General features: G+C 45.2%; 18 protein-coding genes and 1 pseudogene. 5 read left to right on the forward strand and 14 right to left on the reverse strand.

Annotated features, from left to right (window positions below):
* Nucleotides 1-2 precede the first annotated feature (2 nt).
* Both DYADSP32_RS09790 and DYADSP32_RS09795 read right to left on the reverse strand, forming a co-directional pair.
* The gene (locus DYADSP32_RS09790) at nt 3-1,919 is read right to left on the reverse strand and encodes a glycoside hydrolase family 97 protein (RefSeq protein WP_149242900.1); all 1,917 of its coding nucleotides are present in this window, start codon (nt 1,917-1,919) and stop codon (nt 3-5) included.
* A gap of 135 nt (nt 1,920-2,054) precedes the next feature.
* The gene (locus DYADSP32_RS09795; RefSeq protein ID WP_149242899.1) at nt 2,055-3,092 is read right to left on the reverse strand and encodes an LLM class flavin-dependent oxidoreductase; all 1,038 of its coding nucleotides are present in this window, start codon (nt 3,090-3,092) and stop codon (nt 2,055-2,057) included.
* A gap of 229 nt (nt 3,093-3,321) precedes the next feature.
* Here DYADSP32_RS09795 and DYADSP32_RS09800 point away from each other — a divergent pair, with 229 nt between their 5' ends.
* Together DYADSP32_RS09800 and DYADSP32_RS09805 are read left to right on the forward strand one after the other, a co-directional pair.
* On the forward strand, nt 3,322-4,629 hold the full coding sequence (locus tag DYADSP32_RS09800; protein WP_149242898.1) for a Gfo/Idh/MocA family protein: 1,308 nt from the start codon (nt 3,322-3,324) through the stop codon (nt 4,627-4,629).
* A gap of 46 nt (nt 4,630-4,675) precedes the next feature.
* On the forward strand, nt 4,676-4,804 hold the full coding sequence (locus tag DYADSP32_RS09805) for a hypothetical protein (RefSeq protein ID WP_414617662.1): 129 nt from the start codon (nt 4,676-4,678) through the stop codon (nt 4,802-4,804).
* Between the two features lie 415 nt (nt 4,805-5,219).
* Here DYADSP32_RS09805 and DYADSP32_RS09810 read toward each other — a convergent pair whose 3' ends face one another.
* The 3 genes from DYADSP32_RS09810 to DYADSP32_RS09820 form a co-directional block, all read right to left on the reverse strand.
* Complete coding sequence (locus tag DYADSP32_RS09810) at nt 5,220-5,528, reverse strand: hypothetical protein (RefSeq protein WP_414617663.1); 309 nt, start codon at nt 5,526-5,528, stop codon at nt 5,220-5,222.
* The gene (locus tag DYADSP32_RS09815) at nt 5,480-5,737 is read right to left on the reverse strand and encodes a hypothetical protein (RefSeq protein WP_414617664.1); all 258 of its coding nucleotides are present in this window, start codon (nt 5,735-5,737) and stop codon (nt 5,480-5,482) included. The genes DYADSP32_RS09810 and DYADSP32_RS09815 overlap by 49 nt, the downstream gene beginning before the upstream one ends.
* A gap of 592 nt (nt 5,738-6,329) precedes the next feature.
* A complete protein-coding gene (locus DYADSP32_RS09820; protein WP_149242897.1) occupies nt 6,330-6,725 on the reverse strand; it encodes a GxxExxY protein in 396 nt (131 codons plus the stop codon).
* 436 nt (nt 6,726-7,161) lie between these two features.
* Here DYADSP32_RS09820 and DYADSP32_RS09825 point away from each other — a divergent pair, with 436 nt between their 5' ends.
* From DYADSP32_RS09825 to DYADSP32_RS09835, 3 genes are all read left to right on the forward strand, one after another.
* A complete protein-coding gene (locus tag DYADSP32_RS09825) occupies nt 7,162-8,391 on the forward strand; it encodes a pectate lyase family protein (RefSeq protein WP_414617665.1) in 1,230 nt (409 codons plus the stop codon).
* A gap of 166 nt (nt 8,392-8,557) precedes the next feature.
* Nucleotides 8,558-8,881: a metalloregulator ArsR/SmtB family transcription factor gene (locus DYADSP32_RS09830; protein WP_149242895.1), complete on the forward strand. Its 324-nt coding sequence runs from the start codon at nt 8,558-8,560 to the stop codon at nt 8,879-8,881.
* Nucleotides 8,882-8,883: 2 nt separating this feature from the next.
* Nucleotides 8,884-9,399 carry an SRPBCC family protein gene (locus DYADSP32_RS09835; protein WP_414617666.1) on the forward strand — a complete coding sequence of 172 codons (516 nt, stop codon included), beginning with the start codon at nt 8,884-8,886 and terminating at the stop codon, nt 9,397-9,399.
* Between the two features lie 115 nt (nt 9,400-9,514).
* On the opposite strand, the gene DYADSP32_RS09840 is transcribed toward DYADSP32_RS09835, so the two are convergent.
* The 9 genes and pseudogenes from DYADSP32_RS09840 to DYADSP32_RS09880 all read right to left on the reverse strand — a co-directional run bounded on the left by DYADSP32_RS09840 (nt 9,515) and on the right by DYADSP32_RS09880 (nt 23,261).
* Nucleotides 9,515-10,972: a DUF1501 domain-containing protein gene (locus DYADSP32_RS09840; protein WP_149242894.1), complete on the reverse strand. Its 1,458-nt coding sequence runs from the start codon at nt 10,970-10,972 to the stop codon at nt 9,515-9,517.
* A gap of 160 nt (nt 10,973-11,132) precedes the next feature.
* Nucleotides 11,133-13,448 (reverse strand): PSD1 and planctomycete cytochrome C domain-containing protein, encoded by a 2,316-nt coding sequence (locus DYADSP32_RS09845; RefSeq protein WP_149242893.1) that lies wholly within the window; start codon nt 13,446-13,448, stop codon nt 11,133-11,135.
* Between the two features lie 191 nt (nt 13,449-13,639).
* Complete coding sequence (locus DYADSP32_RS09850) at nt 13,640-14,065, reverse strand: response regulator transcription factor (RefSeq protein WP_149242892.1); 426 nt, start codon at nt 14,063-14,065, stop codon at nt 13,640-13,642.
* Nucleotides 14,066-14,089: 24 nt separating this feature from the next.
* Nucleotides 14,090-14,602, reverse strand: a complete 513-nt coding sequence (locus DYADSP32_RS09855) for an IS630 family transposase (protein WP_149240963.1) — start codon at nt 14,600-14,602, stop codon at nt 14,090-14,092.
* A 7-nt stretch (nt 14,603-14,609) separates the two neighbouring features.
* Nucleotides 14,610-15,134, reverse strand: a complete 525-nt coding sequence (locus DYADSP32_RS09860) for a helix-turn-helix domain-containing protein (RefSeq protein WP_149241584.1) — start codon at nt 15,132-15,134, stop codon at nt 14,610-14,612.
* A 230-nt stretch (nt 15,135-15,364) separates the two neighbouring features.
* Complete coding sequence (locus tag DYADSP32_RS09865) at nt 15,365-16,108, reverse strand: LytR/AlgR family response regulator transcription factor (RefSeq protein ID WP_149242891.1); 744 nt, start codon at nt 16,106-16,108, stop codon at nt 15,365-15,367.
* 110 nt (nt 16,109-16,218) lie between these two features.
* Nucleotides 16,219-18,207 (reverse strand): histidine kinase, encoded by a 1,989-nt coding sequence (locus DYADSP32_RS09870; protein ID WP_149242890.1) that lies wholly within the window; start codon nt 18,205-18,207, stop codon nt 16,219-16,221.
* Nucleotides 18,208-18,756: 549 nt separating this feature from the next.
* Nucleotides 18,757-19,791: pseudogene (locus tag DYADSP32_RS09875) on the reverse strand (IS481 family transposase); the annotation flags it as partial.
* A 131-nt stretch (nt 19,792-19,922) separates the two neighbouring features.
* Nucleotides 19,923-23,261 (reverse strand): T9SS type A sorting domain-containing protein, encoded by a 3,339-nt coding sequence (locus DYADSP32_RS09880; RefSeq protein WP_149242889.1) that lies wholly within the window; start codon nt 23,259-23,261, stop codon nt 19,923-19,925.
* Between the last annotated feature and the right edge of the window lie 65 nt (nt 23,262-23,326).

Below are 23,326 nucleotides of genomic sequence, written 5' to 3' on the forward strand. Positions count from 1 at the left end.
TTTTACTTGACTGGCACGAGCCTCATCGCCTGCCCACCGGAAGCCACCAGACTCACTTTTATTTTTGTTTTTCTGTCAATTTTCATTTTTCGAATACCCACTTTGGTGCGTGCAGGTGCCTTGGGGTCGTCGTCATACAGGCTTGCTTCATACACTTTTCCTTCCGGCAAAAAATCAAAGGACAGCGTGAGACTTCTCGCATCGTTGTTGGTAATCGTGCCTACAAACCAGTCATCTCCGGTCCTTCGGGCAACAGAAATGAATTTCCCTATTTCACCCTGCAATACCTTGGTGTCGTCCCAAACGGTTGGCACCTGATCGAAATACTCCAGCTCTGGCTCATCATTCACATCCGAGGGCTTGTCGTACCAGTACATGTACTGCAGCGGACTGTAATAGACAGTTGCCAAAGCAAGCTGATGCGCAGAAGTGGTTTGAATGAAACGGCCTATTGGCTTACCCTGTGCATCCAAAGTGGTTTTTCCAAAGCGCTGAGTGTAATAACAAATGGTGTAATCGGCAGCACCTGCAACGAAACGGGTGAAAGGAAGAATGGTATTATTGTTCGCGTCGGGCATTTCCTCATTGCCCCGAACGCCTTCCTGGGTCAACAGATTGGGATAGGTCCGGCTAAATCCTGTAGGCCTGTATTCGTCGTGAATATTCACCATCAGGTTGTTCTGTGCGCACTTTCGAACGGCTTCATGCATCCACGCGGTCCAGCGATGTGACCCAACCTGGACAAACCCGAATTTCACCCCAGCAACACCCCAGGATTTGAAAAGGGGCAGTATCTGATCCAGCTGTTGCTGCAATGCACGCTGATTGACATACAATATAACCCCTATCCCCTTGGATCTGGCGTAGCGGATGGCCTCTGGCAAATCGAGATCACTCCTGGGATTGCGCCTTGGATCTACCTTCACCTGTGAGGCGTCCGAGCTCATCACGTATTCGTAACCATACCAGCCGGCGTCGAAGTGTATGTATTGCAGATTGCGTTTGACTGCAAAGTCAACCAAGTCTCGGGCACCGGCTGCCGACAAGGTTACTTCCCGCATCACTTTGCCTGGTTTAATCCATGCCGGATTTTTGATCTGATTAGGCGGGTTCAGATTCAAGATAAGGAAATTATTCTCAAGCAACTGGCCCGGCTTGTCGGCCACCATAATGACACGCCAGGGGGTTTTGAACGGCGTTATTTCATCCACCTGGCCATACATTTTACACAAAAGGCTGTTAGCCCGGGTCGAATCCGTGACAAATTTGGTTCGGGAATAATTCACCATTTCCGCTTCTGTAAGGCAGACATACCGGCCATCTGGCAAAACCAACGAGAGTGGACGTTCCGCTTCACCCGGAAATTTGTTGATGGGCAGCAGCTCATACTTGGTTTGTGCAAATGGGGTGAAATAACCCACAGTGCCCTGTGGCATTTTAAACTCGGTCTGCTCACTGGTAATTCGCAAATAACTTCCTCCCTCCGGATGCTCCGGAAAAAAGTACCTGAATGCTATTCCTTCATTGTAAGCCCTGACGATCAGCCGCATTTCCCTTTTGTCATTAGAAATATGCCTTAATGAAATCACGGATTCATTGTAGTGATCTCGGTAGGAAGATTTTTCTCCATAAACCGGTTTCCAGATGCTGTCTGCACTTGTTTTGGAATAAAGAGAGGCATTCATCTCTTTGCCCCAATCCGCATTACCGGAAGTAATTCCCAGTTGAGATTTCAGCACAATCGGCTTGGCCAGGTAATTAACCTCATACTCCAGAAGCGAATTAGCTCCCGTTTTCGTGAACCCAATACGGATTTCAAGCTTTTCATCAGGCGATTTCACCAGAAATATTTGAGACTGACCAATACTCCTAAAATGGAGAAATACAAGGATAAGAAAGAGCAGTACTTTTTGCTTCATTGCCGAAATAAGATCAGTTGGGTCAAAATCAATTAAGATGCTGACGCAAAAATGCAACTGGCTCACCCACGTCTGTTAGCCAGAACAGTTGAATTTCCTAAAACATAACTATGCCTCTTAGCCGTTACAACCAGCCTACAATGAGGATATCCCTTCCGAGGTTATGGCATTCATCTCCCCTAGTACCTGAGCCAATATTTCATAGGAATGCACGCGGGCGTTGTGATCATACAAATGTGATGTCGCCATGATCTCATCCACACCGGTTCTGGCCAGGAAACTTTCCATTTTTTTCTTGATTGTCTCCGGCCCTCCTATAAAAGAATAAGCCAGCATTTGATTTACTGCATACTCCTCCTGCATACTCCAGATGCCCTCCATGCTCTGCACTGGTGGCTGAAGTAACTTGCGATTTCCGGTAATCACCCCAATGAAAAGTTGATATAAGGATGTAACGAGGCGGTCCGCCTCTTCGTCCGTATCACCGGCAACCACATTTACACAAGCCATCACGTAGGGTGAGTCCAGATAAACCGACGGCCGGAAATTTTCCCGGTACAGCCTGATGGCTTCCAGAAAATGTGTGGGCGCAAAATGACTCGCAAATGCATACGGCAGCCCCATAGCAGCCGCCAACATGGCGCTATCGGTGCTGGATCCTAATATCCATATTGGAATGTCAAGTCCTTCCCCCGGGATAGCACGCACATTACTCTCACTGTTATCAGCTGAGAAAAAAGTCTGGAGCTTCATGACATCGGATGGAAAACTGTGCGCAGTATTGAAGTTATCACCCCTGATCGCCCGCGCCGTCACCTGATCGGTACCAGGTGCTCGGCCCAGCCCCAGATCAATCCTGCCGGGATACAGCGAAGCCAGTGTACCGAACTGTTCGGCTACGATCAGAGGCGCGTGGTTGGGAAGCATGATCCCGCCGGAGCCCACCCGAATGGTAGAAGTACCACCGGCAATGTAACCTATGAGAATTGATGTGGCAGAACTTGCCACACTGACCATATTATGGTGCTCGGCAAGCCAAAACCGGGTGTACCCAAATTTCTCGGCAGCTTGTGCCAGGGAAAGGCTGTTGACAAATGCATCTGCGGGTGTTTTCCCCTCTATTACCGTAGCCAGATCAAGAACGGAGTATGCAATATTTTTTATCGAACTCATTTTACGTGTTTTAGAAATTCCTGTTTCATCACCGAAACCCATGGTGACAATTGTTACTATCAACAACAATCAAAGACAAAAAGTTAACGGATGAAGCTTTCATCATGTATAGTGCATACCCAGGCAACAGACCAGGCAATCCGGAAATATGATATTGAATAAGGTAGAATTGCACTTTTTATTATTTATACTACTTTGCTTCCTACCAACCCTTTTTCACTTTGTGCTCATGATCACTTCCAGGAGAAAATTTATCAGCTCGGCGTCGGCAATTGTAGCAGGCGCAGGGTTGGCGTCGGCATTACCAGTTAACTTATCCGCCTTTCCGAAAATATTCTCTGCGGCGGATAAAATCCGAGTAGGCGCCATAGGGATTAACGGGATGGGTTGGTCGGATCTGAGGGCCGTGCTAAAAAACCCCGGTGTTGAATGTGTTGCTCTCTGCGATGTGGATCAAAATGTGCTCGATAAACGGGCTGCCGAACTGGCCGAAAAGGGTGTAAAGGTGAAGACCTATGGCGATTATCGCCAATTGCTGGATGATAAAAACATAGATGCCGTCGTGATCGGCTCACCCGACCACTGGCACTGCCTCATGATGGTGGAAGCCTGCCAGGCGGGCAAGCATGTGTATGTGGAAAAACCGATTGGGAACTCCATCGCCGAATGCCGAAGCATGGTGGCTGCACAGGAGCGTTACCAAAGGGTCGTACAGGTAGGCCAGTGGCAGCGAAGTCAGAAACATTTCCGCGATGCCATTGAATTTGTACATTCCGGTAAGTTAGGGAAAATCGGATTGGTAAAAGTTTGGGGTTATTTCAATTACGGGACACCTATTGTTAGCCTACCGGACAGTATAGCACCGGCTGGTGTGGATTATGAAAAATGGCTGGGTCCGGCGCCGAAAAGACCTTTCAATGCAAACCGGTTTCACGGAAAGTTTCGCTGGTATTGGGATTATGCCGGAGGCATCATGACCGACTGGGGTGTGCATTTGCTGGACTATGCCCTGCTGGGTATGAAGGCTGGTGCGCCCAAAAGCATCATCGCCACCGGCGCAAAAGTATTTAACACCGGGGTAGACGCGCCAGATACGCTCACAACGGTTTATGAATTTGATGATTTCAACATCCAATGGGAACATGTGATCGGATACGGTGCCGGAATTTATAACCGGGAACACGGCATTGCTTTCCTTGGCAGTAACGGAACCCTTATTGTGGACCGAAAAGGCTGGGAAGTGGTGCCCCAGGGACAAAAAATGGAAGCAATAACCTTCCAGAAATCGTCAGATAACGGCCTTGATTTACACGCTCAAAACTTCATTGACGTAATCAGGTCGGGAAAACTGGAAGACCTCAAGGCCCCAATCCAAATTGGATCCGATGTTGCGATTTTATCGCAAATGGGAAACATTGCCTACCGCACGGGTAACAAAATTGAATGGAATCAGGAAAAAGGAAAATTCGGTGATGCGGCAGCCAACAAATTAATGGGCAAGGACTATCACAATGGATATAAAATGCCGGGTGCGTAGATCACAGTTGGCGATTCCATTCACTACGAAACTCAAACTTATACGTATGATCGAAGAAGTTAAAAACAGCTTGTGGAGCCAGTTCGGTGCGAGTATCGATATGCTGAAAAATGCCATCGCTTTATGGCCGGAAGTCTATTGGCACACAGACAGGAAGTTTTTCTATAATGCTTAATAGCTGTCAGTCTGAGCGGAGTCGAAGCCCACAATATTTCAATTCCAACCCGGTACGATTGGGGCGGTCACCCTGGCGGAGTCGAAGGGTTTTCGACCATTTCAATTCCAACATGGTACGATTGAGGCAGTAGCTGTCAGGCTGAGCGGAGTCGAAGCCCACAATATTTCAATTCCAACCCGGTACGATTGGGGTCCGGTGCGAAAACGGGCTTGTTTTGCAATGAACACACTTTTATTGTTTAAAAACAAGGGGAAAAATCGTCGATGTATGATGGTATGAGATTTCACCGGGGGATCGACGACCGCGGGATGTCCGTAACTTAGGTAACCATCCCGGCGGAACGGCGACTTCCTGAGCGCTAAAAAAGTATTGAAAATATACATCGACGATTCCCGGTATGCGCTGGAACCGGTTATCTGTTCAGAAAATATTCCCTGAATGCAACAACTTCTGCATTCTCCACTTCCAGGTACTTTTCGAAAATTTTATTCCCAACCTGGTCACGAAGCGCTGAGGTTCCCACATCAATTAAACGCAATCCCGTGTCAGTAAGCAGAATATTGTCGTAATACAAACCACCGATTCCGGATGGTCGTCGAAGATCGCGATGAACGAAACCAGCCTTGTGCAATGCTGCCAGTTCGTCCTCAAAAACATCTATCCCTAGTTCCCTTATTTCCACTTCATAAGAACGGAAATCAATGGGTCTGAGGCGTTCCATGACCAACATCTCAGCTTGCAACTCCTCATGGAAATCGAGTCGTTTAAATTTACAACCAGATTATTTACGGCATTGGCATATTTGAGTTTTTTAGCCTCCGAACCAATATCCGAACGGGTATCATCCAGGAAAAGTTTGGCTGCTTCGGTATCAGAAATTGCAATCACTGCGTTGTTGGCTCCTACCGATAATCTCTTTGGATACTTCATAGATTATTAACTGCTTTTCTCAAAGATAATATTTCAATGCCAACATGGTGCGACCAAAGCCTGGAAAATTGGCCTGCCTATTCAGGTTTTTGTGATATTTCAATGCCAACAGGATATGACATTAAACGATACCACCTTAAAGCGTGAGATCCCGTTTCTGTTTCAGGAAAAATTCGGGTTTCAACGCCGTTGGAAGTGATAAAAAATTTAAATGAACAGCAACCTGATTTTTGCCCAGGAAATTATACAACGCACCATTGGCATCCAGGCTCCCGAAACAGTACAGGTTATCCACCGTTTCTATCGGCAGGTACCGGGGTTGCAGCTAGTTGCCTTCCTCGTCCACCGGCTGAAAGCAATGCGTATTGTCCTTACGACTCAACCGCCCCGGAGTGAGTAAGTAAAAAGATTTTGTCATTACCAAATCCCATTAATCCCGAAATCCTGTCTCATTTTCTGATTCATAATCCTGTTAATCCTGAAATCCTATCTCATTTTCTGGTTCATAATCCTGTTAATCCTGTATCCCCTTTCAATCTATAAATCCTGTCAATCCTGAAATCCTGTCTCATCTTTCGGTTTATAACTCCTGTTAATCCTGAAATCCTGTCTCACCTTTCGGTTTATAAATCCTATATTTTCTCCGAACCTCCACAGACTTCCCAAAATTGATCAAAAGTCCAAAATCCAGTCCTGTCGCAGTGAGATAATTCACCAATTGTGCCTCATGAATCGGGTGCAGATTTTCAACTGCTTTCAATTCAATGATAATTTTATCTTCTACCAATAAGTCTGCCACGTAATCCCCCACCAAAACACCATGGTAAAATACCGGTATCCCAAATTTCTGCTGAACCTTGATCTTTCGGATCTGCAATTCTATAAACAACGCATTTTCATAAACTTTCTCTAAAAATCCACTTCCAAGGGTATTGTGTACGGTGAAGGCCGAAGCAATAATCTGATGGGTGAGGTGTTGATCTTTCATGTTGCTTTTTTGACAGGATTACAGGATGCACAGGATTTGCATGTTTATGACGGCTAGCAAAAATTATAGTAACTGGCTTAGCCTAAGTCAAGCACCAAAAAATTCAAAAATGGGCGAAACTCGTCATCCCCATGAGCCTAAATCATGGCTTTCTCATCATCGAGGACGTCTTCCTCCCTTTCGAGGCTGCTATATGATGGAGGAAAGAATTCCGTAAAAACCGCGCAAACCGTAATTCTCTTCAACTTGACAATGAGATTCTTAGTATCCATTGCTTTGAAAAGAACCAATATCAGAAACATTGGAACAGAATTTAGAAATACGATTGCATAAAATTAAAAAACAATTCATGCATAGCCAGCACCTCCACACCGGACCCTCTACCTTAACAATGCAGTGCACCCGACGGGCGGGTCTATTTTTCAGATATTTTCTGATGGCAGCATTTTGCCTTTGTGGCCTGCATATCACTGCGCAGGATCTGGCATTTCCAGGGGCTCAGGGGTGGGCAGCCCATACCCCGGGCGGGCGTGCTGGTAAACTCATCAGAGTCACAAACCTCAACGCGGACGGGCCCGGTTCGTTTAACGAGGCCGTTAAAACCAGCGGAAAGAGAATTGTTGTCTTTGAAGTGGGAGGAATAATCGATCTCAAAGGACAGATTCTCTCTATCGGCGAGCCTTTCCTGACCATCGCCGGACAAACGGCCCCTTCTCCCGGAATCACTTTTATCGACGGAGGCATCAGCATCAAGACACATGATGTTATCGTGCAGCACATCCGGATCAGGACGGGAGCAGCCAGGCATGAAAAAGGCAAATGGGAGCCCGATGGCATGGCCACCAGCGGCGGCTCTAACATCATGATCGACCACTGTACATTTACCTGGGCGGTTGATGAAAACTGCTCCCCTTCCGGTCCACGCTTTAATGGAAATACACCCGAAGAATGGCGGAAAGGCACCTCTCATCGCATTACGCTGAGCAACAACATCATTGCCGAAGGACTGAGCCACTCAACACACGCGAAAGGGGAACATTCCAAAGGAACGCTTATTCACGATAACGCCGAAGAAATTCTGGTTTATGGCAACCTGTATGCGAGCAATCAGGACCGGAATGTGTTGTTTAAGGGGGGATCGCGGGGCATATACGCCAATAACTATGTACACAACCCGGGACGAAACAACGTACGGTACGGACTCGTCAACGAGGAATGGGAAGGGCATGCCCATGAAACCGGCAAAATGACAATCATTGGCAATGTCATGCAGCACGGGCCCAGCTCATCAGATATACCGTTTCTTTATATCGGTAACGGGCCTTGTGAAGCTTACCTGGAAGACAATATTGCAACGCGCGTGAATGGCAAGCCGGCAAAAATGTTTGCCGGTGACAGTGCGAAACTAGTCGTTTCAAAACCTGTCTGGTATGATCCGCTTAAGGTTATCAAAGCAGCAGAGGTGAAAGAATACATCGTCAAAAACGCGGGCGCTAGGCCCTGGGACCGGGATGATCATGACAAGCGCATCATCCATGAAATGCTGACTGCCAAGGGAAAAATTATAGATTCGGAAGACCAGGTGGGCGGTTATCCGCAGTTTAAGCCCACCGCACTGCCTTTCAAAGAAAAGGATTGGGATTTAAAATATATGATCCGGAAGTAATGCGCTAGCCCGGAGCGCTCATGCACAAATTCGCCCCTCTCCATTTTTAAAATTAACCTTTCAAACACGCATCTCAATTACAAGAACGCAATTCCTCCCCAAAAGTCTTCTTTAAAATTTGCGCAACCAAATGATTGCACTATATTTGCAACCACTTAATTGCATTATGACAACAAGAAGAGATGTTTTCCAGGCTATTGCCGACCCGACCCGCCGTCAGATTATCAGCAGGATATCCAAGGAACCGTTAACTATGAACGCTGTGGCCGAGGCTTTCGAAATAAGCCGGCAGGCAGTCTCGAAGCATATGCAGATCCTGACGGAATGCGGACTTGTAGTGATGAAGAATAAGGGGCGGGAAAGGTATTGTGAAGCCAGGCTTGATCAGCTTGAAGAGGTAGCAAGCTGGGTAGGCCAGTACAAAAAGCACTGGGAAAGTCGCTTCAAAGCATTGGATACTTATTTATCTAAAATTCAAACTAAAAAATAGACATGATGAAAGCACCTGTTTCCAAGTCCGATGTTAAAGAAGTTTTGATCACCCATCAGTTCAAGGCACCGGTAGAACTGGTGTTCAAGGCATGGACAGATCCGGAGCAGCTGGTAAATTGGTATGCACCAGATGGCTGTACAATTGAATACAAATATGTTGAGGTAACAGAAGGAGGCTCTTTTCACTCGTGCATCCATGACCCCATCCATGGTGAATGCTGGGTAAAAGGGCTATATCACGAAGTGATCAAAAATGAAAAACTTGTTTTTACGATGGCCCTTTCCAATCGGAACGGGGAGCTAATTGAATCCATCGAAGCGGGTAAAAGTGAAGACTGGCCAAAAGAAACGATCACCACCGTCACCTTTAAGTCAGATGGCGAGCAAACCCAAATTACACTTCATCAGACCGCATCCGAAGTGGAGGCTAAAAAATCAGGTGCATACCAAGGTTGGATTAAAATGTTTAATCGCCTTAACTTACTCGTCGATTTGGATGTGACCGCTAATAAGTGAAAAAAATTCACGCAAAGGCGTTAAGAAAAAAAGAAAAGATCGCAAGCCCTCCTTTCCGGATCCGCCCGGCGCCCCAGTCACATCTCACATCTCACATCCCGGTCACCTCAGCACCTCACACCAAAATTCCTTTTACCAACTTACCCGCGACATCTGTAAGCCGGTAACGGCGTCCCTGATGCTTGAACACCAGCTTCTCATGGTCCAGTCCAAGTTGATTTAAGATGGTAGCATGCAAATCGTGCACGTGCACCGGGTCCTTGATGATGTTGTATCCGAAATCATCCGTCTCGCCAAAAGTAATGCCCGGTTTGATCCCTCCTCCGGCCATCCATATCGTAAAGGCCCTTGGATGGTGATCGCGCCCATAATTTTCCTTGGTAAAACCTCCCTGGCAGTAATTAGTCCTGCCAAATTCTCCACCCCAAATGACCAGCGTTTCGTCCAACAAACCTCTTTGCTTCAAGTCCGTCACCAGAGCAGCGGATGCCTGATCAACGTCCAGGCTTTGCGCCCTTATTTCCGTTGGCAGATTGGAATGCCCATCCCATCCCTGATGGTAAAGCTGTACAAACCGGACTCCTTGTTCCGATAATTTCCTGGCAAGCAAACAGTTCGCTGCATAGGTCCCGGGAAGCAGGCATTCCGGACCGTACATTTTCACAATAGATTCCGGCTCCTTACTCATGTCCGTAACTTCGGGAACGGCTGTTTGCATTCTGAAAGCCATTTCATATTGCTGGATCTTGGTAACAATTTCAGGGTCGGCAAACTCGCCGAAGGAACCTCCGTTCAATACAGCTAATTTATCCAGCATCTGGCGACGCTCACTTCTGTCCATTCCATCCGGATCACCGAGGTACAACACCGGACTTTCACCGCTACTAAACTGTACACCCTGATGCACCGAATCGAGAAACCCGTTGGTCCATAATTTAGAATAAACTCCTTGGCCATTTCCAATTCCCCGGGATAACAAAACGCAGAATCCAGGCAGGTTCTGATTTTCGCTGCCCAAACCATAGCTTAGCCAGGACCCCATACTTGGACGGTTACCAACCTGGGCTCCGCTCTGAAAAAATGTAAGGGCTGGGTCATGGTTGATCGCATCCGTATTCATAGACTTTATGATGCAGATGTCATCGGCAATCTTCGCGGTATGAGGCAACAGTTCACTCATCCAGGCCCCAGACTTTCCATGTTGTGCAAAATTGAAAATGGAACCCGCCAATGGAAACTTGGACTGATTGGCAGTCATCCCCGTCAATCTCTGACTACCCCTCACCGACTCCGGCAAATTCTCCCCAAACATTTTATTCAGGAGAGGTTTATTGTCAAAAAGCTCGTACTGTGACGGAGCGCCGTTTTGAAACAGGTAAATGACCCTTTTGGCCTTCGGCGCGAAATGAGGTAAACCAGTTAAAATATCATTCACTCCGCTTTCTCCACCCCCTTTGAACAGGTCGGGTATCATCAGAGAACCCAGGGCGGCACTTCCCAGGCCCAAACTAAGTTTGGACAAAAAATGCCTCCTATTGGTATTCATTCCAAAATCAAAAACCGGCTTTTCCATGTTATTGGCTTTTAGCTTTTAGCTTCGTTGTTCTTCCAATTGAATAGTACTCCTTTTTCTAATCCCCTTTTTAAACCATTACTTATCGACAAAACATGCCCTCCAATCATCAATAAGCAGATTTAAGCTAACAGCTAATAGCTAATAGCTAATAGCTGAACTATGATTTTGTGATCGTCTCCTCCATGTTGTACATCGTACTGATCACCCGCATCAATGCTGCCGCTTCTTCTGTTTTAATTCCTTTCTCATGGGCGTATTCACCCACATTCAGTACCCGTTGCGCCTTCTTTTTGTCTTTAGAAAATTTGAGCAGTTCCGTATTGTAATAATCCACCAGCAGATTCACCTCCTTATCTGTGGGAACCCGGCATACAATCCGCTGAAATAATTCTTTAATCCTGCCTTCGGTGGACACCTTCCGGCCCACGCTCCGCTCTGCCAATACACGCGATGCTTCCAGCACCGTGGGGTCATTCAGCATAATGAGTGCCTGCAGGGGTGTATTTGTTTTTTGCCTCTTCACCTCACAGTGATCACGGCTGCTGGCGTCAAATACGATCATACCCGGTGGCGGCAGGGTGAGTTTGATGAAGGTATACATTCCGCGCCGGTACAACTGACCCCCTTTATCCTGGACATAGGTTCTCAGACTGCCCCTGTTGGCTGTGGTAGCTTCCCATATCCCTTTGGGCTGATAAGGCTTCACACTCGCCCCACCGATTTCCGGATTGAGCAATCCGCTGCTGGACAAGACAATATCTCTGATCATCTCGGCCGGCACACGGTAACGGGCTCCTCTGGACAGATAAATATTTTCAGGATCCTTTTCCTTCTTTTCTTTTGTCAATTTCGATGACTGGCGATAAGTGGCCGACGTAACGATCTGTTTAACAAGCCGTTTCACATCCCATCCATGGTTCATGAAGTCTACGGCCAGCCAGTCGAGCAGAGCCGGATGCGTGGGTAAATCACCCTGCATCCCAAAGTCGCCGGCACTTTTTACAATGCCCCTGCCAAAGAACTCCTGCCAGACCTGGTTCACAAACACACGTGCCGTCAGCGGATTTTCTTTGCTTAACGTCCATTGGGCCAATCCCAGCCGGTTTCTGGCATATTTGTTAGTGTCGTATTTCATTACCGCTGCCAATCCACTTGCAGTCACTACCTTACCAGGCGCATCATACACCCCGCGATTCAGGATATGTGTAGTTCTGAGTGTATCCCTTTCGCCCATCACTGAAACGGATATCATACTCGTATCTCGGCTATTGATAAAAGTAAGTAGGTTATTCACTTCCTCTTTCGTGATGTCCAGGAGAGGTGATATGGCCAGTCCATTACCTTTTGCCCTTTCCTGTCCCGCCTCCTTTGAATTATTGAAAAACGCGAACAAACGATAATAATCCTCCTGAGAAATCGGATCGTACTTATGATCGTGACATTGGGCGCATTCAACGGTAAGCCCCATTAGGCCAGAACTAAAAGTTTTTGTCTTGTCGAGATGATATTCTACCCGATATTCCTCAAAAATGATACCAGCTTCTTCGTTGTATTTATGGTTTCGCAGGAACGCGGTGGCCAATATTTGTTCCTTCGTTGCATTGGGCAGCATGTCACCGGCCAGCTGCCAGGTAATAAACTGATCGTAAGGCATATTCCTGTTGAAGGCGCTGATCACCCAGTCGCGCCACGGCCATTGCGTTCTTGCATTGTCATTCTGATAGCCGAATGAATCTGCAAACCTGCCTATATCAAGCCAGTATAAGGCCATTTTTTCTCCATAAGCCTTTTGAGCGATCAATTCATCAACCACTTTTTCATAGGCCTTTTCACTTCCGTCTTTTTCAAATTTCTGTTGCAAGGCAAGCGAAGGAGCCAGGCCTGTCAGATCAAACGAAAGCCGTTTCAGCAGTTGTTCCTTACTTGCCTGCTCACCAGGTTGAAGTCCTTGCTCCTCCATTTTCTCGAGTACAAAATAGTCGAGCTCATTTTTTGGCCATTTGCCATCCGACACTTCGGGTAAGGGACTTTGCTTGGGTGCCACAAACGCCCAGTGTTTTTCATATTTCCCTCCCTGCTCAATCCACCTTTTCAGCAGCGTAATTTCATTTTCTGCCAGAAGACTCAGGTGAGATTCTGGTGTGGGCATCTGATATTCGGGATCAGGGGAGGTGATGCGTTTATAAACCTCAGACGCCTCCGGGTTGCCCGGAACAATGGCAAAGCCCTTTCCGTCTTTCAGTTTGGCATACGCACTTTCAGCCATATCCAACCGAAGACCCGCCTCTCTTTTATTGGCATCGGGCCCGTGACAGGCAAAACATTTATCGGATAAAATGGGGCGAACATCGAAGTTGTAGCTGACCATCTTATCCCTGCCAGCCTTTTGAGAAGTTCCGTTTTTCTGAAAACAGGAGACCGCCCACATGATGACTAATCCAGCAAGTGTTATTGATATGGTTTTCTTGTTCATTAAAGCCGGGCGGTATTTTATAAAAACTTCCTAAAGTACTGTTTTTTATAAATACTGCCCAGAAAAAATAGCCGTAATATTGAATATGCCTGTTAATCGTGCATCTGGCGTGGCGGGTTTCTCTCGTTGTGCCGCACTTCCATTTTCCAATATTCGGTCTTTACAAGTTCATAGTAGCTGCCCCAAGACGCTTACCTCTCATTCAAATCATTGATGAGCAAATCTCTGACCCTTGAGGAAATATATCGTTTATTGTCCATAACATAGAGCAGGCACGACAATAGCTCTTCCTCCCCGGCTCGCTTGGCTACGTAGGCAGTGATTCCCTGCCTAAAGTATGACAGTACCTGGAAATGGTGAATGTTATCGGCATAAAGGACCAGAGCACTCTTCGAGAATTTTTCTTTGATTCTTTTGAAAATTCTCGGATTTACCCTTTCGCATTCCGGATCCAGACCAAAGAGAATCACCGATACATCACCCGGAGCACCGAATACAGATAGTTCCTTCACGCTCCTTATTTCATGAACATTCGCGAGAGGATAATGTTGTTCCACCAATAGTTTCAATCCCAGACGGATAATAGGTTGACGATCATAAATCAGAAGCGTTTTCATACTGACATTTCGGTTACATTAAGTCTAATAATTTATTTCACAAACCTTTTTAAGTTCCGAGTTGGGTTTCAGAAAATGGGAAAACATTTTCCAGAAAGCTATTTTTCTGTCTTTTAGTGTTTTGATAAACCTATTGTGAGTTATCTTTTTTCTCATATACCACCAGGCTCTTTCTACCGCATTTAAGTCTGGACTATATGGAGGTAAAAAGAACAGTTCGAGCTTTGGGTTCTTTTCCAGCCAGGCATTTATCCTTTTTGCATGATGGTATGCAACATTATCCAAGACCATAATAATCTTAGGCGCTGTCTTGTAGGTTCGCAACACCTTTTTCAAGTGCTTCTTGAAACTATAGCTATTGCCCCTATCTGCAAAACTTACTGTAATTTGGCCTGTGCCATAATTGTAGCTACCAAAGACCGTTTGCCTTTCCCGGTTACGTTGCTTACAAACTACTTGTGGTTGAGTGCCTTTTTTTGACCAGCAATAACTCACTGTAGCTGTGTTGGACAATGAGCATTCGTCCTCATAAAGCAATGTGCTCTCAGGGTTTTCCAGAAGTTTTTTTTAAAGCCTCTTTAAATTGATCCTGCTTTACTGCATCTGTTTCAGGAAATATGCCCCTGCCTTTCTGATAAGTGAATCCCAAAGCTTTAATGATGTTGTAGATCTGGGCTTTCTTATAAGTTATTTGATAATTTTTCGCAATCCACTCTATTAGCATAGGGCCCGTCCAGCTGGCACTGTTATAACCATGATTCGTCGGTGATTCTTCTGATAATAAAATACCGATCCGATTTCTTTGAACTTCACTAAGGCGAGCAGTGCGCCCACGACCTTCTTTATCTCGTAAGCCCTCTATGCCCTCTTTTTCAAACCGATGGACCCAGTTGGTTATTTGCTTGAAGCTGGTATTGTATAAATCTTCCAGCTTTCTGCTGGGTTGACCCAACGAAACTTGATATACAGCATACAATCGAATTCCGATCGTATACCTTTCATCATCTCGAAAAAGAGCCTTAATTTCCTCGGGCTTATAATTCCCCACTTTTAATACAGGTCTGGACATGATCTTATCAGTTTGATTCAATCCAAACATACAAAATATATGTGTATTTATTTAATAGACTTTATGTAAATGAACTCACTATGACAACTGGCAAACCAGTATCATTATGTCATCTAAATTAGTAACCTCTGTTGAGCTAAGAAACCTCTGTTTGTTCAAGTGCGCCTTTGAGTTAGGGACAGCGCCGTTTCAATTATGCAACAATTATACTTCGCAATTCTAAAACCGGTTTACCGGTCAAACCATTCAAGTATTTCTGTCTTCCGGTCTCTGGCGAAAGGGATCAGGTCCAGAGAGCGTAGCAGCAGATATCCTCCGTCACGGGTGATTACTTTGTCAACAAAAACCATATTTACCAGATGTGATTTGTGCACCCTTATAAACCCGAACGGTGTAAGCTGACTCTCGTAGTTCTTGAGTGTTTTTGAGGAAAGCAGACTCTTTCCGTCCTGAAAAACAAACCTGGAATAGTTTTCCTCACCCACGACCTGAACTATTGCGCTGATAGAAATCAGATTGATACTTTCGAGGGTATGAATGGATATCTTACTATTCTGCTTGGCTATGATATCATTTAACGATGGCTTGGGATCCCTTTCACGATTCATTTGTAGTTGTTTCCACGCAATAAACTTATTGATCGTATTCAGGAGTTCTTCTTCTTTGACAGGTTTGAGGATATAATCAAATACCTGTAGCTTGATCGCCATGATGGAGTAGCCTGAGAAGGCTGTCACGTAAACCATCGGAATGTTTAAATGTCTGATCTTCTCCAGAACATCAATCCCGCTCATTTGTGGCATTTCAATGTCGGAAAAAATAATATCCGGTGCATTTTCAATGATCGATCGATATGCAATGTGCGGAATAGTAAATATCTCTATTACATCGAAATAGTCCGTTACACTCGTGATTTTTGCTTTTAAGAGTTCGCCAGAGCGAGCTTCGTCTTCAATAATATATGCCGTTGCCATGAATAAATTATATTGAAGGAATGAGATACTATTGACATTTTATCAACAGTGGTAGGCAGAGAATATCATTGCAACCAGGGCTGCAATTTTACCTTACAAAGATGCATCAATCATCTTTGGAGCACAATTTTGTCATTATCTGATTTTAGAGCCGGAAGACGCATCCTCACGGTGGTACCAGCATAGTCCTCGTGTTTGTCCATGATTTCCAGGTATGATTCCACATTAAACATCTCAGAAATAATCGCCAGCCGTTTTTCGGTATGTGATATTCCCACATGACCAGAACGCGGATAATCGGTATGCCGCAATTGCTCTGCGATCCGCCGACCCGCTCCGTTATCATCTATTTCAATTTCGAACAGACTACCACTTTCCTTGCTGATAACGATGTTGATTTGTCCGCCTGTTTTTTTTCTGTTCAGTATTCCATGCTTAATTGCATTTTCTACAATGGGCTGGATTATCAAAGGCGGAACCAGCAACACATCCGGATCAACTTCCGGGGCCACCACAATTGAGTACACGAAACTGTTCTCTGTTCTGGATTTTTCCAGGTTAATATACAATTCCAGAATTTTGAGTTCATCACTTAGCGGTATCATTTGGTTCGGCGACTTGTCTACAACGAGCCTGAGTAGATCACTGAAATTAAAAAGAACCCTGCGGGCAGATTTCGAGTCATTTTGATACAGGAAGTAGTCGATCAGGTTGAGACAATTAAAAATAAAGTGTGGATTCATCCCCTTTTGAATTGAAACCATCTCTGCTTCAATCGCTCTTGCTCTCAGGGTCATGGACTCCAGGCGTGTCTGATAATTTCTGGTAATAACCGCCGTGATAATAAACCCATTAAATATTGATATGCCAATGATCATGGGGAATACGAGCAGAAATGCGGGTGCAATCTCCCACCCCCAGGAGGGTGCAAAGCACGAAAGGATAAATGCAGCTTCAAGAAACACACTCAAAAAACAAAGTCCAATGATGTATATTCTGAACGCATTTCTGATCTCGCTCCGAATTTTGATCAGGTGAATAATATATATACCGGAAATGATCGGCTCGAGCGTTATTGCCAGATAATTCTCAATGTAAAATAGTTTTGTAGAATAGGAGAATATCAATAAACAGAAAGCTACTACCACTGAGACGACCGCCAATCTGCGTGTTATCTTATTATTTAACATCACCCATTTGCCGGTATCGTAAAAACCTCGCACGGACATAAAATTACAGGCGAGTGCCAAAAAAAGAACAAAACAGTCGAAGTTGATCAGCAATTTCGGGTCATCGAAGCGGGAATCATCAATGTGAATCGGATACTGGTAATAGCACAGTATAAAGAATGTAAGGGTAAACAGCAGGCCTATCGCGTGATAAGAGTAGGACCAGTTTTTAGATAGAAAAAAAAGGACCAGCAAATGAAGAACCGTGGTAATCAGCACACCGACTAGCGGAAAAATAATTTTGGGGTAAAACTCCTCTGACAACCTGAAATTAAGTTGCCATTCGAGAAGCTCCTTCTGAGATCGAAGATTTGCCAGCAAAGGACTGTAATTGAAATTATTATACTTCCTGCATGCTATCAGATACCCGCCTTTTGAAATATCAGCCGGATTCTCGTATAGGGTGACATATTCCCTCCCAACTCCGGCAGGTAATACACTTGAAGGAACATATTTTCCACCTGTGTGCATTTTTTTCCATGTTCCTGCCCCTACCGCATAAACATCAATATAATCCTGGTATCCGGTAATAAGGATATTTCGGGAAGTGTCTCTTCTCAAAATGATTTCCGGAACATATATCCATACAGACGTCCCGGGAGAAAAATGTTTGGTCTCGATGGTGCGTGAGTATCTGCCATTTTTAATCAAATCGATAATAACTGGAATATTTTCAGATTTCAGCGGTTGATCATAGATGCAAACAATTTTTGCTATTCTGTCGGTCGACATTCCTGATGCAGATGTAGCTTGCAAAGTGGCCATTACTACAAACACATGAACGGATACTCTTCCAGGAGTTATAGGATGAAGCCGCCGGGAACTATACAACAACGCTCTAAAAAGAAATTCACCTATTTTTTGGTACATGATTTGACTCCTTGCTGTTGGGATGAAACGAGGGGGAAATCAGGGAGCTGGCTAACGATAGGTCTCAACGGGTGCACATCAAAACTTGCCTATGGGATCTTTTGTCTTCTCACGGTGCTACGCAGTTCAATGCTGTCATTTACTTTTATAAAAAAATAGCTGCTTTCACTGTCGGCACGGTTAATCCGGCTTGCAACACTTTCAGGCGCTATCATGAAAATGATCGATGGAGTGCTTATTAAAATTAAGGATGATCAGACTGATGGTCTGGTTTTAGTAAAGCTCAAATAAATCGTTGATGAATTCCTGCATTGCTATCTTATGGAATGTGTGTTTAAGGCGACCCAACAATTAACTGTAATAACTAACACTAGATCTGACAGTTGAGTTTTTTTAGGGATTGCTCAAAAAATGATTTTGGGAAGAAGGGGCTGGAAAACTAACAGCCCCTTTATCATTTTCGTCGGTCAGAGTATTCCTGGCGAGTTGCTCTCCAGCAGAGCTCGTTTCCGCTTTCTCTGACATTATAAAGTTATTACTTTTATCAAAAAGCTCATTCACATTTTTACTTTTTGCGATTGCCTTACTTTCTGAAAAGGTCTGCATTGGTGTTTTCCCATAACAATATCTACCGCTATGTGCTCTTTCTGAATTGTAATACTCCATCCATTTATCCATATCAAGTTGCAGAGATTCTAAGCTATTGTAGATTTTTTTTCGGAATGCAATAGCATAAAATTCTTCCTGCATGGTGCGATGAAAACGCTCGCAAATCCCATTCGTTTGTGGGCTCTTAGCCTTTGTTCGAGTGTGATCAATATCCTCGATATTTAAATAAAGCTGGTATTCATGCTGTTCCTTCGCACCGCAATACTCTGTGCCTCGATCCGTCAGTATACGTAGTAAATCAACTTGTTGGTCCTGATAAAATGGCAAAACTTTATCGTTGAGCATATCAGCAGCAACCAATGCATTTTTGCGATCATAAACCTGCGTAAAAGCTACGCGGCTGTATGTGTCAATAAATGTTTGCTGATAAATCTTACCAACACCTTTTATATATCCGACATAATAAGTATCCTGAGCGCCCAGATAACCTGGATGATGAGTTTCTATTTCACCTCTGCTTTGCTCTTCTTCCTTTTTACGTTCCAGTGCTGCGACTTGTATATCGGTCAGAATTATTCCCTCCTGGGCGACCTTTGCATCAAGTGCTTTTAAACGCTTTTGAAACGTTTCCAGATCATGGCGAACCCAGACACAGCGAATGGTTGAAGGTGCAACTGAAATTCCTCTTTTCCTTAATTCATTAGATGCACGTTGTTGCCCGAACGCTGGCGATTCAATGGCGTAGGCTACTACCACATCCTCAATCTGCTTTTCGATCCTGTTCTTTAACAGCGGTTTACTTCTGCTTATTTCTTTCAACGCCAATTCTCCACCTTCATCATACAGTTTTTGAAAGCGATAAAAGGAATCTCTCGAATAGCCCATTACTTTACAGGCATCGGATACATTTCCCAACTTTTCGGCTAATTTTAACAAGCCAAGTTTGGGTTGAATTAACTTTTGCGTTGTCGTCATAACTTAACTGATTTTATGGTTAGTAAATTTACTAACTGTCAGATTAAGTCTCAACTATTACAAATTAACTTTCAGAAGTGTTGGGGATGGATCGCGATTCTCTCACGCCCCATCCCCACACATGCTTTGATTTAATTTTTCAGCACACTACGTGTAATCGTAGTACCACTTTTAAGTGTGAACGTCAATAAATACATGCCTGTATTCAGATTGCTCATATCGATTGAGCGTTTGATAACACCGCTGTTGGTGTAGACAGCTGCACCTGCCATATTATACAAAACCACTTTCTGAATCTGATCAAGCCCATCGGTATCCAGGTTCAGCATGGTAGTTACTGGATTGGGATACATACGCACACCTGTCGTGCCCATGAAAATAGAACGCACCTTGCTATACGTGAAACTTTGATCCAGATCCACCATTTTCAAACGATAGTAATTTACCCCATTTCCAGGGGCCTGATCTGTGTAATTGTAATCGGACCGCGTATTCGAGCGCTCCCTGGCAGATACCTTCCCGATGGCGTTCCAGCTACGGGCATCTACACTTCGTTCGATGTCAAAATGTGAACTATTGGTTTCTGATGAGGTCTCCCAGGTCAACTGTACACGTGACTCCGAGTTAGCCACACTGAAGTTGATTAACGTTACCGGTAGCGGGGTATTCCAGGAAAGGGTGTAGGTGGCCGGAGTTGGATCGTCTACACCCGCTGCGTCAGCATAAGCATACGAAAAACTTACAGATGAATAGCCACTTCCGGTAAGCTCAATGGTAAGGAGTGAAGGATCGGCAATAGTCTGACCAACGATTACAGGATTACCATTATACCATAATTCTCCGTTAGCCGGTAAGCTGGTTATAATCACGCCTGATGGATCTGTGATGGTACCATTGGCTCCCTGATAGTCGCCATCCTCAGGATCATCACCGGACAACAGAGGTGGATTGGAACCGCCGGTTAGAGGGATGGTGGCATTGGCAAGTGGCTGTGCTATTGTAGTGGTATGAACATCACTATCCGGCTGCTGTTCGATGCCAAAATTAGCCTGATTCATATTGCCCGCCCCCACGATCAATGTAAGCGATCCATTGGGGCTTAAGTCACTACCCGTGTTATCACAGCAATCTTCTCCAACAGTTTCCCAGCCATCGGTTCCGGCTCCGGCAAAGGGTGAGGACGGGCTGCCATTTGGATCAATACCCAGAATAACCGTATAGGTTGTATTGGGTGTAACATTGGCGAACTGATAGGTTCCGCCAGGTTCCACGGGAATGGTTTCAACAAGCGTGGATCCGTTGTACAAACTCACATAAAGTTGAGTTGTTCCGGCTATGCTGATTGGATCTCCATTAACCTGCGAATCGGCCTGGCCATTCTTATCATGAAAAACATTTCCACAAATGGAAGGATTAATGGTCGCCGAAGTTACGCTATTGATACAATTGGTAGCACCGGCAAAACGCACATAAACTGTGTAAGTTCCAATCGCAAGGTCATCGAACAGTGCTTCAGATTGCCAGGTAGTGCCGTTGACGCTATACTCATAAGCTGCACTGAGTGGTGCAGTGATCTCAATCGAGCCTAGCCCATCTATGCAGCTACCACTTTGAACCACAATGGTTGGGGTTGGCGGAGTAAGCGAGAAACTGATGTCGTCCAACGCCAGATCATTTCCATTTCCACCTAAACCATTATTACTGATAACCAAATCGATATCCGAGGAGGATCCCGAAAATGAAAAACCATATTGCTGCCAGGTTCCTGGTTCAGCACTGCTTGTTAATTCACCAGTACTATAAGTACCTAGTATGGCCTGTGTCACGTGGTCATAAACAGTGAAAGTAACATTCGGGTTTACCGCAGCGGAGGCGGTCAGGTTTACGATCCATGCCGAAAAGGTGTAATTAGCCCCAGGTATGATTCCTGTAAAACGACGGCGGAAGAATTCTCCCTTGTCGTACCCTGCATTTACAGCATACATATAGCCTGTGTCTCCATCTCCTGGAGTATGATCAACAATCCCTGCGGCACCCGACCACGTATTGAAATCCGGATTGCCCCGGTTTACAATCTTATAATATCCATCTTCACCAGGTGCATTACCTGAAAGGTAGTGATACGTTGTTTGTCCATCCACGGGAATACCATAACTTCCTACGGGGCCAGTTCCAAACGTCTCCAGATACGCATCTGCACAGTCTGTTGTCATGAGGAAGGCATTAATCTCGCCGGTCTGGAAAACAACGTGCACAACTTCACCAGCGGTGACCGTGATGATTGCCTTCCCCGCCTCCTGATCCGAGTCAGAGTCAGCACTTGGATCGTAAACCAAAATCTTCTGCAAATCCCATCCACCTGGCACTACTTCGGTAATTGTATATGTTCCAGGAGCAACAGGGATTAGCTGAGAGTTGCCGGCTGTGGAGGCGGTCTTAACTCTTTCATCATCAATGTATGTTACTTCGGAACCATCAAATGCCCGGGAAAAAATATTGTAGAAGGGATATGGACCGGCTGCCGGCGTCCAGCCACTCCCATTTCCCCAGCCCCCGCTATTCATGGTGAGCCATAACGAATTTCCGACCCCGCCTGTCAGTCCGCTGCCATCAAAAGATCCCAGTTCTCTACTCCATGTCGTGCCTGAAACGTATTTGTGAACATACCACCCGGAAGGTTCAGATGCATTGTCGTATACGGTGGCATAAATTTCTCCATTTTCATTTACGGCCAGGTCTCTATGATTGCCATTACCAGCAGAACCAAGATTTGTCACTACATGGGCAGGTGTGATCTGTCTGATTGTTCTTGTGCCACTATTGGTAAGCCTAACGTAAACATGGCCATTTGCCGGATTAACATCTATCGCTGATAAGGTTCCCGTAAAAGTCTCATAGGTAGACCAGGAGGTTCCCGCCCCACTGTACTTGTAAACATTTGCAACATTGTTAACAACATACGGTGTCGCTGTCCATCCACTGCCAATATCTGCAGAAGCCGACGGGAATTGCCCTGATGCCGATATCTGGGTTGATACTGCACCCGTGTAAGCGTAAACCGTGCCATTGGTGCTGATGTAGAAACAGGTACTCCCCGGACCGCCATCTACCCGGAACGCGTTAGTAATTCCGGTGCTTACCCAATTTGGGGTTAACACATCACGATAATACAAATTATTGGTATTGCTCACTGCCCATAGTCGACCATTTTGAGAGGCTCCAATATCTGTAAGAATAGTTTGTGAGGGATCGTCGTTCAGTGTAAAATTTGCCACTGAGGTAGAGCCACCTGTTACCGAGTAAGTAATAGGCGGGCTTCCAGCTTCGTTGAGCGTTTTGGAGTGCACATAAATGTAGCCCTGCTGAGCGTTCGCTTGGTTTCCAGCACCACCGGATGCAATTAAGAGCATCATTAAAATATATCGAAGTACCTCTACTCCATATACGTGCTTAGCTTGTAAAATTTTCATGTCCTTTGTTTGTTAAATTTGTTAACCTGCTCGCCTGTTAAATGATGAAATAATAATTTACTGTG

It is taken from the genome of Dyadobacter sp. 32, from assembly GCF_902506755.1.
Classification (GTDB): domain Bacteria; phylum Bacteroidota; class Bacteroidia; order Cytophagales; family Spirosomataceae; genus Dyadobacter.